This is a genomic window from Streptomyces sp. NPDC059452 (genome assembly GCF_042750035.1).
Classification (GTDB): domain Bacteria; phylum Actinomycetota; class Actinomycetes; order Streptomycetales; family Streptomycetaceae; genus Streptomyces.
Map to the genome: position 1 here is coordinate 114,556 of NZ_JBHYVE010000011.1, position 15,910 is coordinate 130,465.

Sequence of the window (15,910 nt, forward strand, 5' to 3'; positions counted from 1 at the left end):
GGGGTCCATCACCTGGCAGGTCCCCCCAGCTCGGGGCAAGAAGACTCATTGGGATACCCAACCCTCCCAGGCCGGAGGAGCCTTTCTGCTTCTTGATCATGAGTAGACATCGCACTTTGCTGAAAGCGCAAGGCCAGTACTCCAGCCGTAGATTGTGGTCTTCATTGACCTGCCGCATCGGTTTGAGCCTTCTCGTCGAAGGTGGCAGAGCCACTGACAACCCACGGCCGTCCAGGGCGAGGGCCGGGGCCGGGGCCGTGGAGAGGCTGCCCGGGCAGTCGGCACAGCACAGTCACCTGGCCTCGCGCCCTCCGACCAGGAACCGCCTCCGGGGCGCTCAGCCAGCGGGCCGGGGGTCGCGGAGCGAAAGGCCGATGCGCTGCCGCTCGTTGCTGCGGAGCCCGGGCGCGTATATCCATTATCGGTCCAGGAACCACCGCATTCCATCGTTCCGGCGGACGATCTTGAGGACGTTCCGGCGGCCTACCGTGGTGCGCATGACAGCCCTTCACCTGCACGATCACGGCGGCGACGGCCCGCCCCTCCTTCTTCTGCACGGCGCGGGCCGCTCGTCGGCCGACTGGGCCGCCGTCGCACCCCGCCTGACGCGGGGCCACCGCGTGCTCGCGGTGGATCTGCCCGGCCATGGCCGCAGCGACCCCGCCGCTTCCTGGGACCTCGCGGCGGTCTGCGCCGACCTGGACGACACCCTCGGGGCAGCGGAAGAGGTGGTCGTGGTGGGGCACTCGCTGGGCGGCATGGTCGCCTCGGTGTACGCGGGGACGCGTCCCGAGCGGGTGGCCGCGGTGGTGGACCTGGACGGCTTCGGGTGGGGGCGGCCGGACCAGTACGTGGGGGGCCCGAGGAGGAGGCCGCCCGGCGGCTGGCGGAGATCGGGGCGATGTCCCGGGCGTCGGCCGGGGGCCCGGATGCCCGCCGGGTATCTGGCAGGCCAAGTGGACCACAGCGTCGCCCTCGGCATCCCGGCCGCGCGGGCGGAGGCGGCCTGCCGGGCCAGTGCGCGCGAACTGCCGGACGGTGGCTGGCAGTTGCTGCCCGAGCTGCCGGGTGCGGTGGAGATGCTGGACGCGATGGACGGGCTGGACCTGTTCTCCGTGTTCCGGCGCGTCCGCTGTCCGCTGCTGCTGGTCCGGGCCCAGGAGCGGGTCGGGCCGATGCCCGGGCTGGAGTGGCTGGAAGACCTGCTGGACGCGTACGGGAAGGGGCTGGAGCGGGACCTGGCGGAGCTGGCGGCCCGGCAGCCCAACGTGACCGTCGAGGGCATCGCGGCCGGTCACGCGATGCTGCTCCAGGCGCCGGAGCGGGTGGCCGGGCTGGTCGTGGAGTTCATCGGCCGGGTAGTCGTACGGCGTTGAGGCCCCCACGCCCCTTCAGGCAGCCTCCCGCCCCTCCCCGATCGCCTCCGCGACCTCCGCCACCCGGGCCTCCTCCTCGGCCGCGAAGCGCTGGCGGTCCAGCTCCTCGGCTATCTCCTCGTCCTGGGACATGAGCAGGTCCAGGTTGGAGTCGCCGAGTTCGAGGACGCCCATGTCGACGTACGCCCTCTGGAGGCGCGGACCCCACAGGCCGATGTCCTTGACGCACGGGACGATCCGGCTGAACAGCAGCTTGCGGAAGAGCTGGAGGAACTCGGAGTGCTCCGAGAGCTCCTTCGCCTCCTGTTTGCCGATGCCGAAGTTCTCCAGGACCTCCACCCCGCTGAGCCGGTCGCGCATCAGGTAGCAGCCCTCGATGACGAACTCCTCGCGCTCGCGGAGTTCGGCATCACTGAGCTGCTTGTAGTAGTGGCGCAGCGCCATCCGCCCGAAGGCCACGTGCCGGGCCTCGTCCTGCATGACGTACGCGAGGATCTGCTTGGGCAGCGGCTTGGTCGTGGTGTCGCGGATCATTCCGAAGGCGGCGAGCGCGAGGCCTTCTATCAGGACCTGCATCCCGAGGTACGGCATGTCCCAGCGGGAGTCGCGCAGGGTGTCGCCCAGCAGGCCCTGGAGGTTGTCGTTGACCGGGTAGAGCATGCCGAGCTTCTCGTGCAGGAAGCGGCCGTAGATCTCCGCGTGCCGGGCCTCGTCCATGGTCTGGGTGGCGGAGTAGAACTTGGCGTCCAGGTCGGGGACGGACTCCACGATCCTGGCCGCGCAGACCATCGCGCCCTGCTCGCCGTGGAGGAACTGGCTGAACTGCCAGGAGGTGTAGTGCTTGCGCAGCTCGCCCCGGTCCTTCTCGGTCATCTTCGCCCAGTGCGGGGTGCCGTAGAGCGTGAGCGCCTCGTCGGGGGTGCCGAGCGGGTCGGCGGGGTCGACCTCCAGGGACCAGTCGATGCGCTTGTTGCCGTCCCACTGCTTGTCCTTGCCCTTCTGGTAGAGGGCGAGGAGGCGTTCGCGGCCGTCGTCGTAGTCCCAGCTGAACCGGGCCGCCCCGGTGGCGGGGACCTGCCAGATCGGCTCCGGCGGCGGGGTGGTGTAGAGGTCATGAGTGGACACGGACGGCTCCTTCGCCTCGACTGGATCGAACGGCTTGACAAGTTCCGTGACTCCGGAGGCAGTTGGGCGCGCCCCGCCCGCCGCCTCCCCCGCAGGTTCACACGTTGGTAGACGGCGGGTCAACAAGTCGCGCAGAGGTGCGTACGGCAGAGGCGCATGCAGTCGTGTGTAGTCGTGCGCGAGGGATTGACGTCCTTACTGACAGGCAGTCTCATAAGGAGTGACCGCCGGTAACACCTGTGCCCGGCAACCCCTGTGTGAGGTGCTCCCGCCATGACGACCGTGACGCCCGCGACGACGACAGCGCCGACCGATCGCGATGTGACCGTGCTCCACGACGCGCTCGGACCGCTCCGCGACCGCGAGCAGATCGCCGCGCGCCTGCTCGAATCCTCGGCCAAGCACTCCTTCGACCCCGACACCGAACTCGACTGGGACGCGGCCGTCGAGGAGGGCCAGTGGTTCTGGCCGCCGGAGCTGCTCTCGCTCTACGACACCCCGATGTGGCACCGGATGTCCGAGGAACAGCGCCTCGACCTCTCCCGGCACGAGGGCGCCGCGCTCGCCTCACTCGGCATCTGGTTCGAGATCATCCTGATGCAGCTGCTGGTCCGGCACGTCTACGACAAGCCCGTCACCAGCAACCACGTCCGCTACGCCCTCACCGAGATAGCCGACGAGTGCCGGCACTCGATGATGTTCGGCCGCATGATCGACTGGGGCGGGGCCCCGACGTACGAGGTGCCGCGCGTCTACCACAATCTGGCCCGGGTCCTGAAGACCGTCTCCACCACCCCCGGTTCGTTCGCCGCGACCCTGCTCGGCGAGGAGATCCTCGACTGGATGCAGCGGCTGACCTTCCCGGACGAGCGGGTGCAGACCCTGGTCCGCGGCGTGACCCGTATCCATGTCATCGAGGAGGCCCGGCACGTCCGGTACGCCCGCGAGGAGCTGCGCCGCCAGATGGTGACCGCCCCGCGCTGGGAGCGCGAACTCACCAAGCTCAGCTGCGGCGAGGCGGCCCGGGTGTTCTCCGTCTGTTTCGTCAACCCGCAGGTGTACGAGAACGTCGGCCTGGACCGCCGCGAGGCCGTCGCCCAGGTGAAGGCGAGCGGGCACCGGGCGGAGGTCATGCAGACCGGCTCGAAGCGGCTGACGGACTTCTTCGACGACATTGGGCTGCTGAACGGCGTCAGCCGCAGGCTCTGGCGCAGCTCCGGGCTGCTGGCCTGAGCCCGTGCGAGCGGGAGGACCCGGGCAGCACCCCTCCGGGGCCCGGCGGCCCACCCCTTACGCTCAGGGGCATGACGTCCACCGCCGCAGCCCCGCCGCCGCCCCGCGCGTACCGCAGGCTCAGTGTCGAGGAGCGCCGCGCCCAGCTCCTGGTCGCGGCGCTCGGCCTCTTCGCCCACCGGGCCCCCGACGAGGTCTCGCTCGACGAGGTGGCGGTGGCGGCGGGGGTCTCCCGGCCGCTGGTCTACCGCTACTTCCCGGGCGGGCGGCAGCAGTTGTACGAGGCCGCGCTCGGCTCGGCCGCCGACGAGCTGAAGCTCTGCTTCACCGAGCCGCCGGTGGGCCCGCCCACCGAGCGGGTCGCCCGGGTCCTGGACCGCTACCTCCGCTTCGTCGACGAGCACGACACCGGCTTCAGCGCGCTGCTGCGCGGCGGCAGCGTCGTGGAGACCTCCCGTACGACGACGATCGTGGACGGCGTCCGGCGGGCGGCGGCCGAGGAGATCCTCAGCCACCTCGGCCGGATCGGCGGCGCCGACGCCGGACCTCGGAGCGCCGGGCCGGAGGCTGAGAGCGCCGGAGCTCGGAGCGCCGGGCCTCGGCTGCGGATGATGGTGCGCAGCTGGATCGCGGCCGTCGAGGCGGCCTCCCTGATCTGGCTGGACGAGGGCAAGCAGCCCCCGGCCGCCGAGCTGCGCGGCTGGCTGGTCGACCATCTCATCGCCCTGCTCGCCGCGACCGCCGCCACCGACGAGGAGACCGCCTCGGTGGTGCGCGACCTGCTGGCCCTGGAGACCCCGGAAGGACCGGCCGGACGGCTGGCGGAGCTGGTCGTCCCGGTCGTCGCGGAGGCGGCGCACCTGCTGCCGCACGCCACTGCGGCAGACTGACCCGGTGAAGAGCGAGAACACCCCTTTCCGAGGCGGCCCCCTGGACGGCCGTGTGCTGCCCGTGCTGGTCGGCCCCACCGGCCACCCGCCGAAGTGGTACGAGGTCCCCGTGCCCTCCCCCGACGGCTCCCCGCCCACCGTGCACGCCTACGAGCGCGTCCCGGCCGGCTACACGAAGCGGCTCGGGCTCCAGCGCGGCTGGGTGTACGAGTACGCGCCCGGCGGCCGCGCCCGCCGCACCCTCAAGTGGCCCTGGTCGAAGCCCTGAACGCTGGCTTCCGCAGGCGCAGGCCCTAAGATCGACGGTCAGGTGCCGGGGGCGGGTCGCTCGGGCACCGCAGGACGGTCACAAGGGGGGTGCGCCATGGAGGCGCTGCGTAGGGAAGATCCACGCCGTTTCGGCCGCTTCACCGTGCTGGCCCGCTTCCATGAAGCCGCGAGCGCCGTGCAGTACGTGGCGCGGGACACCGACAGCGACGAGATCGCCGTGATCACCGCCGCGCACCCCGAGCTCGCCGCCGTACCGGCCTTCCGGCGCCGTTTCCAGGCCGAGGCCCGCACCGCCGAACGCCTCGCGGGCGGCTGGGTGACACCGCCCCTGGAGACCGGTGAGGACGAGGCCGAGGACGACGGCGGCCCCGAACTCCTGTGGACGGCCGCCGGTTACGTCCCCGCCCTGCCGCTGGCCGAGGCGATCGGGATCGCCGGTCCGCTGCCGGAGCGCGCCCTGCGGATACTGGGCGCGGGCATCGCCGAGATCCTCTCCCGGGTGCACGCGGGCGGCTCGGCGCTCCAGGGGCTCGCCCCGGGCACGGTGCTGCTGGCCGAGGACGGGCCCCGGCTCACCGCGTTCGGCCCGCTGGGCGCGGCAGCGGCGGCGGAGGCGAGGCCCGGCGGGCAGCTCTCGGTCCGGCTGGGCTACCTCACGCCGGAGCAGGTGGAGGGCAAGGAGGCCGGTACGGCGTCCGACCTGTTCGTGCTGGGGCTGCTGCTGGCGTACGCGGCCACGGGGACGACCCCGTTCACGGAGGGCCCGCCCGAGGAGGCCGCCCGCCGGATCGCCGAGGCCGACCCCGAACTGGACGCCGTACCCGAGGAGCTGCGCGAGCTGATCGCGGGCTGCCTGGCGAAGGACCCGGCCGAACGGCCCACCGCCGGTACGGTCGCCGCCGAACTGGCCCTGGAGGGCGCGGCGGGCCTCGCCCGGGGCGGCTGGCTCCCCGAACCGCTCGCGGCGGCGGTCGCGGAGCAGGAGGCGCGGGTGCGGGGGCTGGAGGCGCCGGTGGAGGGGGCCGAGGGCGCCCGGATCACGGCTTCCGCCGCCCCCGAGGACGCCCGCCCCGCCGAGGAGCCCGAGGACGCCCGGCCGACGGACGCGGTGACGGACCCAGCGGCTGCCACGCCCACTGGCCCAGCGACTGCCACATCCACCGACCCAGCGGCCGACGCACCCACCGACCCAGCCGCTGCCACGCCCACCGACACATCGGCCGACGCACCCACCGACACACCTGTCGCACAGGCCCCGGCCGACCCCCGGCTCTCCCTCGCGACCGCGGCCGCCACCGCCCCCGAAACCCCCACGGACACCACCGGCAACGGCGACATCGGCGAGGACCGGGGCACCACCCGCTTCCTCAACACCGGTCCCAAGCCGCCGCAGACCGACCCCGCGACCGCCCAGCTCGCCCTCCCCCACCAACTGCCCCTGGGCCCGAACGCCGCTCCGGCCCAGGCCCTGACCCCGGACACCGCGTCGGCCGCCCACGCCGGGCCCGCCGCGCTCCCGCCCGCCCAGCAGCCGTACCAGCCCCCCGCCGCCCCCGGCACCCCGTCCCCCGGTCAGCAGCACCACACCCACGGCAGCCCCGCCCCCTACCCGGCCGCCGTGTTCCCGGGTGCCGCCGGTCCGGGCGGAGACCAGGGCAACGCGGGAGGCCACGGCGGCGCAGCAGCTCACAGCGGCACAGCAGGCCACAGCGGTGGCCCGATGGCGGCGCTGCACCTGCCTACCGCGCCCACCCCGCCGCCCAACCCCGGCCCCCGCCCCGGCCCCACCGCCAACCGCCGGACCCTGATCACCATCGCGGCCGCAGCGGTCGGCGGGCTCGTCGTGGGCGGCGGCTCGGTCGCCGCGCTCAGCGGCGGGGAGAGCGTGGCCGCCACCGACGACAAGCCCGCGCCGAAGCCGCGCCCCACGCTCCCGGGCCGGCCCCCCGAGCCGCGCTGGATCTACTCCCACCCGGCCTCCGAGTCCGCCCCGCTGACCACCGCGCTCTGGCGGGACCGGCTGCTGGTGGTGACCAGCGAGAGCCAGGCGAGCGCCGTCGACCTGCGGACCGGCAAGCGGATCTGGCAGCGCGCGGACGCCGCCAAGGGCCAGTCCGCGCTGGTGGCGGGCGACCTGTGCTTCGTGGCGAGCCCGACGGAGTTCCTATGGCTGGCGCCGAAGGACGGCACGGTCGTGCACCGCGTGCGGTACGCGGACGGGTTCGCCGACCTGCCGGACCTTCAGGTGGGCCGCCTGGCGGGCCACTCCGGTCCGGTCATCTGGTTCACCGGCTCGCACACGGTCACCGTGAAGGCCCCCAAGCCGAAGAAGGGCAAGAAGAAGGCGCCGGACAAGCAGGTCACCGAGGCGTTCTTCTTCGCGTACGACATCGTCCGGCGCGCCGAGCTCTGGCGTACGCCGGTACCGGCGGGCCGCGCCCCCGGCACGCCCCTGTACCGGGTCGTGGCGGAGCGCTCCGCCGACCTCCTCGTACGTCAGGACGCGGTCACCCTGACAGCGGCCGAGGTCAAGGCGGCCAAGGGGAAGGGCTCCGTCCGCTCCTTCGACCAGAAGACCGGCAAGCTGCTGTGGACCAAGCAGTACGGCACGGTCGGCCCCGCCGCGGGCATCGCGGGCGACGAGGACGGCACCCTGTACGCGGCGGTCGGCACCGATCTCCAGGCGTTCGAGGCCGACACCACCAAGCCGCTGTGGCGGGTGGCGGGCACGGCGGATTCGTTCTTCGGCACCCCGGTCGTGGCCGGATCCCTCGTCCACACCACCGAGCGCAACCGGCAGGTCGGTGCGGTGGAACGGGAGAGCGGGCGCCTGATCTGGCGGCGCTCGACGGAGGTGCCGGGCCTCGGGTACGCCCCCTCCCTCGCCCTGAGCAGCAGCGGAAGGACGCTGTTCGCCTCCGACGCCACCCAGGTCACCGCGTTCTCCGCCGCGGACGGGGAGCGCCTGTGGAAGTTCCAGGACATCGGGGTGGCCGATCCGAAGGGGGCCACGGTGAGCGCCCCGTACCGGGCCTTCGCCGTCGGCAAGAGCGTCATCGTCCAGCGGGACAGGGCCTTCTACGCCTTCCCGGTGGCCTGAGCCTGGGCTGACGGGCGGTATCACCGCCGGTACCGCCGTCCGGGGCATCCCCCGGACGGCACGCCGTGCGGTGCTTGCATCACCTGACACCAAGTGACCGGATTAATCGGATTAACTCGCTCACTTGCTCACTTGCTCGCTCGTGACGAGCCCGAATCTTCCGGGCCCCGTCTCCGTCACCGAGGTGATGTCGTGTCAGCCAGACTCCTGCGCGCGGTCTGCACGACCGCGATCGCCGCAGCCCTCGCACTCTCCCCCGCCACCGCCACCGCCACCGCCGCCGCACCGGCCGAGCCCAGCCCCGTACCGTCCGAGGACACGGCACCACCGGAGGGCACCGAGGACGCCGAGGACGCAGAAGAGGTCGACGCGGAAACCGCCCTCGCCGCCCCCGAAGCCGGTCCCGCAGCAGGGGCTCCCAGGAGCATCGCCACCCTCCTCCGGGAGCTCCAGGCGCGCTACCAGCAGGCCGAGGAGGCGAGCGAGACCTACAACGCCACCGCCGAGAAGCTGAAGCAGCGGACCGCGCAGGCGAAGAAGGTGAGCGCCGACCTGGCGAAGGCCCGGGCCGCGCTGGAGCTGAGCCGGGGGGACGCCGGGCGGCTGGCCCGGGAGCAGTACCAGGGGCGCACCGAGTTCTCCGCCTACCTCCAGCTGCTGCTGGCCCGGGACCCCCTGCGTGCCCTGGACCAGAGCCATGTCATCGAGCGGGTGGCGGCGGGCCGCGCGGCGACGGTGGAGCGGCTGACCGGCGACGCCCGCCGCGCCGACGCCCTGGCCGCCGCCTCGCGCAAGGCGGTCGACGAGCAGAAGAAGCTGGCCGCGCGGCAGAAGAAGCAGCGCGACACCGTACGCGGCAAGCTCAAGGAGGTGGAGGCCCTGCTGGCCACGCTCTCCGCCGAGCAACTGGCCCAGCTCGCGGGCCTGGAGCAGCGGGACGTGGCGGCGGCCCAGCGCGAACTGGTCGCCTCCGGGGCGCTCAGCACGGCCCGGCCGCCGACCCGGCAGGGCGGCGACGCCATCGCGTACGCGATCGAGCAGATCGGCAAGCCGTACGTGTGGGGCGCCGAGGGCCCGGACGCGTACGACTGCTCCGGGCTGACCTCCCAGGCGTGGGCGGCGGCGGGGCGGCCGGTCCCCCGCACCTCGCAGGAGCAGTGGAAGCAGCTCCCGAAGGTGCCGATCTCCTCGCTGCGCCCCGGCGACCTGGTGGTCTACTTCCCGAAGGCGACCCATGTGGCGCTGTACATCGGCGACGGCCTGGTGGTCCAGGCCCCCCGCCCCGGCGCCAAGGTGAAGGTCTCCCCGGTGGCGTCCAACCCGCTGCTGGGGGCCGTCCGCCCCGACCCCGGCGGCGTACCGCTGTCCACGTACACCCGCCCGGAACTGCCCGAGGGCGCCCGCGACGGCTCGGACACCGGGTACAGCACGGAGGCGGCACCGGACGAGGCCTCCGAATAGCCCGGCGGCCGGACCGGCGGTGCGGGTCCGGCCGCAGGTCAGATGCCTGCCAAGCGCCTGGCAGGCATCTGACCTGTGCCTGTCAGGCGTCTGTCAGGCGGCGGAGACCGAGGCCAGGTACGCGTTCGTCTTCTCCGGATCGAAGAAGAAGTTGTCGAAGTCCGCCGGGTCGTTGAACCCGTTGGCGAAGCGGTCCGCGACCGGCTGGAGCTGGCCTGCCGCGCCGATCAGGTTCAGTACGTGCTCCGGCGGGACGCCCAGCATCGCGTTGGTCCACTTCACCACGTGCTGGGCGGTGTCCCAGTAGCGGTCGAAGGTGGACTGCATCCAGGCCGCGTCGAACTCCTTCTCACCGTGTTCGAGGATCGAGTCCAGGTAGGAGTTGGCGCACTTGGAGGCCGAGTTGGAGCCCTGGCCGGTGATCGGGTCGTTGGCCACGACGACGTCCGCCACGCCGAGGACCAGACCGCCGCCGGGGAGCCGGCCGATCGGCTTGCGGACCGTGGGGGCGTAACGGCCCGCGAGGGTGCCGTTCGCGTCGGTCAGCTCGACCTTGGTGGCGCGGGCGTACTCCCACGGCGTGAACTTCTCCATCAGCTCCAGCGTCTTGGCCAGGTGCTCGGAGGGGTCCTTGATGCCCTGGAAGGCGTCGAGCGGGCCGCCCGGGATGCCCTCCCAGAAGAGGATGTCGGCGCGGCCGGAGGTGGTGAGGGTCGGCATCACGAACAGTTCGCCGACGCCCGGCACCAGGTTGCAGCGGACCGCGTCGAACTCCGGGTGCTCGGGGCGCGGGCCCATGCCGTGGACGTAGGAGACGGCCAGCGCGCGCTGCGGGGCGTCGAACGGCGAACGTGCCGCGTCCCGGCCGAACATGGAGACCAGCTCGCCCTTGCCCGCCGAGACCATCACCAGGTCGTAGGTGCGGGAGAAGAAGTCCAGGTCGGAGACGGCCGCCCCGTGGATGACGAGCTGCCCGCCGCGCTGGGCGAAGGTCTCCATCCAGCCGGCCATCTTCACGCGCTGGTCGACGGACTGGGCGTAGCCGTCCAGCTTGCCGACCCAGTCGATGGCGCGGGAGGAGTCGGGGGCGGCGACGGAGACACCGAGGCCCTCGATCTTCGGGGCCTGGGACTCCCAGAAGTTGAGCTGGTAGTCCCGCTCGTGCTGGAGCGCGGTGTGGAACATGCACTGTGTCGACATGACCCGGCCGGTGCGGATCTCGTCGGCCGTGCGGTTGGACATCAGGGTGACTTCGTAGCCCTTGGACTGGAGCCCCAGGGCCAGCTGGAGTCCGGACTGACCGGCTCCGACTATGAGTATCTTCCGCATCGCGGCTCTCCGTTGTGTGTGTTCAAGGCGGGCGGTCTAGGGCCTGTCGTCAAACTGCCGTCGCGCGGCAGGCGGCAGTTTGACGACAGGACCTAGGCGGGGGCGACGTCGAGGGCGTGGCCGACCAGGGCGAGCAGCGACTCGACGACCGTGATCCTGTTGCGCGCGTCCATGATCACTATCGGGACGTGCGGCGGTACGGTCAGGGCTTCCCTGACGTCCTCCGCCTCGTAGCCGGGCGTCCCCTCGAAGTGGTTGACCGCCACGATGTACGGCAGCCCGCAGCTCTCGAAGTAGTCCAGCGCGGGGAAGCAGTCCGCGAGCCGCCGGGTGTCGGCGAGGACGACCGCGCCGATCGCCCCGCGCACCAGGTCGTCCCACATGAACCAGAAGCGCTGCTGGCCGGGGGTGCCGAAGACGTACAGCACGAGGTCGTCGTCCAGGGTCAGCCGGCCGAAGTCCATCGCCACGGTCGTGGTGGTCTTCTCGGGCGTCGCGGAGAGGTCGTCGGTCTCCTCGCTGGCCTGGGTCATCAGCGCTTCGGTCTTCAGCGGCGTGATCTCGGAGACCGAGCCGACGAACGTCGTCTTGCCCACGCCGAATCCGCCCGCCACCACGATCTTCGTCGCCGTGGGCGCGCGGGTGTGGTCGAGCTGCCAGGGCTGGAGGGCTTCCTCCGGCTGGTCCTGGAAGCGGGACGGCTGGTCCAGGAGCTGCGGCGGCTGGTCCGGGGAGAGCCCGGGCCCCGGCCGGCGCGGGGCGAAGAGCGGCGCCTCAGAGACGGCGGAGTCCATTGAGCACCCTTTCGAGCAGTGCGCGGTCGGGCTGACCGGTGCCGTGACCGGTTCCGTACACGCGGATCTTTCCCTGGTCGGCCAAGTCGCTGAGCAGCACCCGGACGACTCCGAGCGGCATCTTCAACAGGGCCGAGATCTCCGCGACCGTACGCATCCGGCGGCAGATTTCGACGATGGCCTGGAGCTCCGGCATGACCCGCGAGGCGAGGTTGCCGTTGGTGAGCTCGCGGCGCTCCTCGGGTGCTTCGAGGGCGGCGACGAACGTCTCGACGAGCAGGACGTGCCCGAACCGGGTGCGGCCTCCGGTGAGGGAGTACGGGCGGACCCGGGCGGGGCGCTTGTCGGCCCCGCGGACGGGGAGGCGGGGGGCGGAGCCTGCGGCGGCGGCGGTCGTCACTGGGCGCTCTCCATCGATGTGCGCAGCTCGCTGCGGAGTTCGGGGGTGAGGACGTGTCCGGCCCGGCCGACGAAGAGGGCCATGTGGTACGCGACGACGCTCATGTCGCAGTCCGGGGCGGCGTGGACGCCGAGGAGGGAGCCGTCGCTGATCGACATGACGAAGACGCTGCCCTCGTCCATGGCGACCATCGTCTGTTTGACGCCACCGCCGTCCATCAGCTTCGCGGCTCCGACGGTGAGCGAGCCGATGCCGGAGACGATGGTGGCCAGGTCGGCGCTGGACCCCTTGGGGCCGTCCGACGGTCCGGCCGCCTTCGCGGTGTGGTGGCCTGGGTCGGAGGAGAGCAGCATCAGTCCGTCGGACGAGACGACGGTGACCGAGTGGACCCCTGGCACCTCCTCCACGAGATTGCTCAGCAACCAGTGAAGGTTCCGGGCCTCGGTACTCAGCCCGAACGTGCTGGGCGCAGTCAACTGCGTGCCTCCTCGACTGTGTCCCCCGTCTCTCCGTTTCGGCGGTCCGCCGCGCGGCCGCCGGTCTGCTCGGTACGTGTGTCGTGTGCGGTGCGTGCGTCCTGTGCGGTGGGTGGTGCGGGTGTGGCGCCCGTGGCGTGGGCGGTGGTGCTCTCGTGCCCCGTACGGGTGGTGGTTACGCCCTCGTGGTCGGCGAGGGCGATGGAGCCGGTGGCCTCGGCGATCTCGGCCTCGACATCGCGCCGGCCCTCCTTCGCCGCCTGGTGGAAGGTGCCCAGCCTGCGGCGCAGGTCGTCCTTGTCCAGGCTGCCGGTGCGCCCGGTGGTGGGGGCGCTCTCGGGCCGGACCACCTTGGGGGTGCGCTTGGGCAGCCCCTTGTCGGTGACCCGCTCGGCCTGCGGCTTCCGGGGGCCGGGCACGGTGTCGGTGGCGGCCTCGGCGTGGGGTGCGGGACGGGAGGCGGGGCCGGTGGGGCCCTGGTCCTCCTGACCGCCCGGACCGCTCTCGGCCGGACGCTCGTGGCGGTCGGGGCCGATGGCGTACGGGTCGGAAGGCTGCGGGATCGCGGGGGCGGCGGGGGTGAGGGGAGCTGCGGGGGCTGCGGGGGCTTGCGGGGCTGCGGGGGCTGCAGGAGCTGCGGGAGCTGCCGGGGCGGCCGGTTCCGCAGGGGCCTCCAGGTCCGCCGGGGGCTTCGGGAGCCGGACCTGGAGCGTGATCTCGGAGTCCGACTCGGCGGCCGTGTCTGCGTCTGCGCCCGTGTCTGCGTCTGCGTCTGCGTCTGCGTCTGCGTGAGCTTCCGTCCGCGCGTCCGCGTCGGGGCTCTGCTGCGGTACGTCGGTGGCTTCGGGGGCCCCGGGCGCCTCCGCGTCCTCGGCAGCGGGCGCGGGCTCCTTCGCGCCGGCCTCGCGGATCGCCCGCTCGGCGGCGGCGATCATCGGGTCGACGGCGGGCTGGGCGGCGGGTTCAGCGGCGGCGGGCTCGGGCCGGGCCTCCGGCATCGGCTCGGCCGCCTGCTCGGGCTCCACAGCGGCCTCGGGCGCCGCCTCGGACACGGGCGCCGCCTCGGACACGGGCTCCGGCGTCGCCCCGGGCTCAACCGTCTCAGGCACCGTCTCGGGGGCCGCCTCAGGTACCACCCCGGGGGCCGTCCCGGGCACCACCCCGGGCGCCGCCTCCGCAGTGGTCCCCGTCTCGGGCGGGGCGGGCGCGGTGGCCGCCGACGGCAGGACCGGCGTACGGCCCGGCAGGGCGTTGGAGTTGGCCTCGGCGACCGAACCCGGCAAGTTGAGCGTCGGCGCCTCGCCCGGCAGTTGTACGGCGGGCGGCGAGGAGGCGGGCAGGGAGTTGGGGAGCAGGGTCTGCGGCAGGACGACGACGGCCGTCACTCCACTCCCCTTCTGCTCGCGCAGCTGGACCCGTACACCGTGCCGGGCGGCCAGCAACGAGGTGACCTGGAGCCCGAGTCCGGCCCCGGCGGCTTCGACCGTCCGCCCCCCCGCCTCGAACGAGGCCGGGTCCGCCAGCCTCGCATTCAGCTCGCCCATGCGGATGCTCGACATGCCGATGCCCTCGTCCTGCACGGAGAGCATCACCTCGCCGCTCTCCAGCAGCCAGCCGGAGAGCTCGACATGGGAGTCCGGCGGCGAGAAGGAGGTGGCGTTCTCCAGGAGTTCGGCGAGGAGGTGGCTGAGGTCGTCGGCGGCGAACCCGGCGATCTGGGCGTGCGGCGGCAGGGACTGGATGGTGACCCGCTCGTACCGCTCGATCTCGCTGACGGCCGCGCGGGCCACGTCGACCAGCGGGATCGGGCCCGCGTGGCCGTGGCCGTGCTCGGCGCCCGCGAGGACGAGCATGTTCTCGCTGTGGCGGCGCATGACCGTGGCCATGTGGTCCAGCTTGAAGAGGGTGGCGAGGCGCTCCGGGTCCTGCTCGCGCTCCTCCAGGCTCTCGATGACGGCGAGCTGGCGCTCGACGAGGCCGAGGTTGCGCAGCGAGAGGTTGACGAAGGTGTGGTGGACGGTGTTCTTCAGCCGCTCCAGCTGGGTGGCGAGCTCGGCGGCCTGGACCTGGAGTTCGGCGCGCTGGAGGGTGAGGGCCTCGCGGCCCGCGATCAGTTCGGCGCGCTCGCCGCTGAGGTTCTCGAAGCGGCCGTTGAACTCCTGCTGGAGTCCGGTCAGCTTGGCGTGCAGGGCGTTCATCGACCGGACGACCTGGGCGAACTCGTCGTTGCGGCCGGTGTAGCGGACCGGGTCGGCGCTCGCGGGCTCCTCCGCGAGGCGGGCGGCGCCGATGCGCAGGACGGCGAGCGGCTGGGTCAGGGTGCGGGCGACGGCGGTGGAGACGCCGACGGCGATGAGGAAACAGCCGCCGAGCAGGGCGATGCTCAGTTCGAGGGCGGTGACGTCGTCGTCGCGGAACTCCTCCAGGCGCTGGACCTGGGTGGTGCCGAGGGCGGACTCGACGCTGCGCATCCGGTCGATCCGGGCGGAGAGCGCGGCCTCCAGCTTCTTGACGCTGGTGCCGCGGTCGTCGTCGGAGAGCTCGGGACGGTCGGTGAGGCGGGTGAGGTACTTCTCCGCGTTGTTGACCTCGGGGCCCGTGACGGTGGCGGAGAGCTTGTCGCGGGCGACGGGGTTGGCGGCCTGGTCGAACTCGGCGAGCAGGGCCAGCTCCCGGACCCGGGCCTGCTGGGCGGCGGCGCTCAGCCCGTCCCGGTCGCGGCCCGCCCGTTTGCTCTCCTCGTCCTGGGTCTGCACCGGCAGCCCGGTGAAGGGGTCGGTCTGCGGAGCGGCGGGCTCGGGGGTCGGCACGGCGAGCGCGCCGAGGAGGAGGGCGCGGGTGGCCGACGCCTGTTCGACGGCACCGCCGAGCGCGAGCGGGGCGCGGGTGGCGTCGGCGGCGCGCGGCGGGGTCTTCTCGGCCAGCTCGGCGGAGATGCCGTGCAGCTTGGCGATGACCTCGGAGTACGCCTGGTGGGCCTCCAGCGCGGAGCCCTTGCCGGTGAGGGCGTCCCGGCGCAGGGAGGGCACGGTGGACAGGTCGCGCCGCAGGGCGGCGGGGGCCGGTCCGTGGATCTCGTCGATCTGCTGGTCGACCCGGGTGGTGCGGGTGAGGCGGCTCTCCTCGCCCGCCTTGCCGTCATCGGCGCGGCCGCCCGCGATGTACGCGGTGACGGCGTCCCGCTCGTCGGCGAGGGAGTGCGCGAGGGTGACGGCCTGCTGGTTCAGCTCGGCGAGGGTCACCAGCCGCTGGGACTCGGCCAGATCGGCGGATGCGCTCAGCGCCGCGGGAGCCCCCGCCGCGATGACGGTGATCCCGACGACGGCGACACCGGCGATGAGCCGACTCCGTACCCGTACGGTCCGCTTGTCGGCGACCGGAGCCGGTGGCGTCGCCCCGGAACCGTCGCCCATGCTGCCCTTGGTCCGCGGCCGCTTCTTCTGCACCGGTGCTCGC

The 15,910-nt window shown here is 72.9% G+C and carries 12 protein-coding genes; 6 read left to right on the forward strand and 6 right to left on the reverse strand.

Annotated elements, in window-relative coordinates; all coding sequences use genetic code 11:
- Positions 1 to 497 precede the first annotated feature (497 nt).
- Positions 498 to 1,376: an alpha/beta fold hydrolase gene (locus ACFW9Z_RS16975; RefSeq protein WP_384640819.1), complete on the forward strand. Its 879-nt coding sequence runs from the start codon at positions 498 to 500 to the stop codon at positions 1,374 to 1,376.
- Between the two features lie 15 nt (positions 1,377 to 1,391).
- Here ACFW9Z_RS16975 and ACFW9Z_RS16980 read toward each other — a convergent pair whose 3' ends face one another.
- Complete coding sequence (locus tag ACFW9Z_RS16980; protein WP_384640822.1) at positions 1,392 to 2,501, reverse strand: ferritin-like domain-containing protein; 1,110 nt, start codon at positions 2,499 to 2,501, stop codon at positions 1,392 to 1,394.
- Between the two features lie 273 nt (positions 2,502 to 2,774).
- Here ACFW9Z_RS16980 and ACFW9Z_RS16985 point away from each other — a divergent pair, with 273 nt between their 5' ends.
- The 5 genes from ACFW9Z_RS16985 (at position 2,775) to ACFW9Z_RS17005 (ending at position 9,455) form a co-directional block, all read left to right on the forward strand.
- Positions 2,775 to 3,734 (forward strand): diiron oxygenase, encoded by a 960-nt coding sequence (locus tag ACFW9Z_RS16985; protein ID WP_384640825.1) that lies wholly within the window; start codon positions 2,775 to 2,777, stop codon positions 3,732 to 3,734.
- Positions 3,735 to 3,805: 71 nt separating this feature from the next.
- Positions 3,806 to 4,624, forward strand: a complete 819-nt coding sequence (locus ACFW9Z_RS16990) for a TetR/AcrR family transcriptional regulator (protein ID WP_384640828.1) — start codon at positions 3,806 to 3,808, stop codon at positions 4,622 to 4,624.
- Between the two features lie 4 nt (positions 4,625 to 4,628).
- Entirely contained in the window at positions 4,629 to 4,892 is a 264-nt protein-coding gene (locus ACFW9Z_RS16995; RefSeq protein WP_384640830.1) for a hypothetical protein, read from the forward strand.
- Between the two features lie 96 nt (positions 4,893 to 4,988).
- Positions 4,989 to 7,994, forward strand: coding sequence for a PQQ-binding-like beta-propeller repeat protein (locus tag ACFW9Z_RS17000; RefSeq protein ID WP_384640833.1), 3,006 nt, complete (start codon positions 4,989 to 4,991; stop codon positions 7,992 to 7,994).
- Between the two features lie 192 nt (positions 7,995 to 8,186).
- On the forward strand, positions 8,187 to 9,455 hold the full coding sequence (locus tag ACFW9Z_RS17005) for an NlpC/P60 family protein (RefSeq protein WP_384640836.1): 1,269 nt from the start codon (positions 8,187 to 8,189) through the stop codon (positions 9,453 to 9,455).
- Between the two features lie 93 nt (positions 9,456 to 9,548).
- Here ACFW9Z_RS17005 and ACFW9Z_RS17010 read toward each other — a convergent pair whose 3' ends face one another.
- From ACFW9Z_RS17010 to ACFW9Z_RS17030, 5 genes are all read right to left on the reverse strand, one after another.
- The gene (locus tag ACFW9Z_RS17010) at positions 9,549 to 10,784 is read right to left on the reverse strand and encodes a styrene monooxygenase/indole monooxygenase family protein (RefSeq protein WP_384640839.1); all 1,236 of its coding nucleotides are present in this window, start codon (positions 10,782 to 10,784) and stop codon (positions 9,549 to 9,551) included.
- 92 nt (positions 10,785 to 10,876) lie between these two features.
- Positions 10,877 to 11,578 (reverse strand): ATP/GTP-binding protein, encoded by a 702-nt coding sequence (locus ACFW9Z_RS17015; RefSeq protein ID WP_384640841.1) that lies wholly within the window; start codon positions 11,576 to 11,578, stop codon positions 10,877 to 10,879.
- Positions 11,559 to 11,978 (reverse strand): DUF742 domain-containing protein, encoded by a 420-nt coding sequence (locus ACFW9Z_RS17020; protein WP_384640844.1) that lies wholly within the window; start codon positions 11,976 to 11,978, stop codon positions 11,559 to 11,561. Before ACFW9Z_RS17020 ends, ACFW9Z_RS17015 begins: the two co-directional genes overlap by 20 nt.
- Positions 11,975 to 12,454 carry a roadblock/LC7 domain-containing protein gene (locus ACFW9Z_RS17025; RefSeq protein WP_384640847.1) on the reverse strand — a complete coding sequence of 160 codons (480 nt, stop codon included), beginning with the start codon at positions 12,452 to 12,454 and terminating at the stop codon, positions 11,975 to 11,977. The genes ACFW9Z_RS17020 and ACFW9Z_RS17025 overlap by 4 nt, the downstream gene beginning before the upstream one ends.
- Positions 12,451 to 15,900, reverse strand: coding sequence for a nitrate- and nitrite sensing domain-containing protein (locus ACFW9Z_RS17030; RefSeq protein WP_384640849.1), 3,450 nt, complete (start codon positions 15,898 to 15,900; stop codon positions 12,451 to 12,453). The genes ACFW9Z_RS17025 and ACFW9Z_RS17030 overlap by 4 nt, the downstream gene beginning before the upstream one ends.
- Between the last annotated feature and the right edge of the window lie 10 nt (positions 15,901 to 15,910).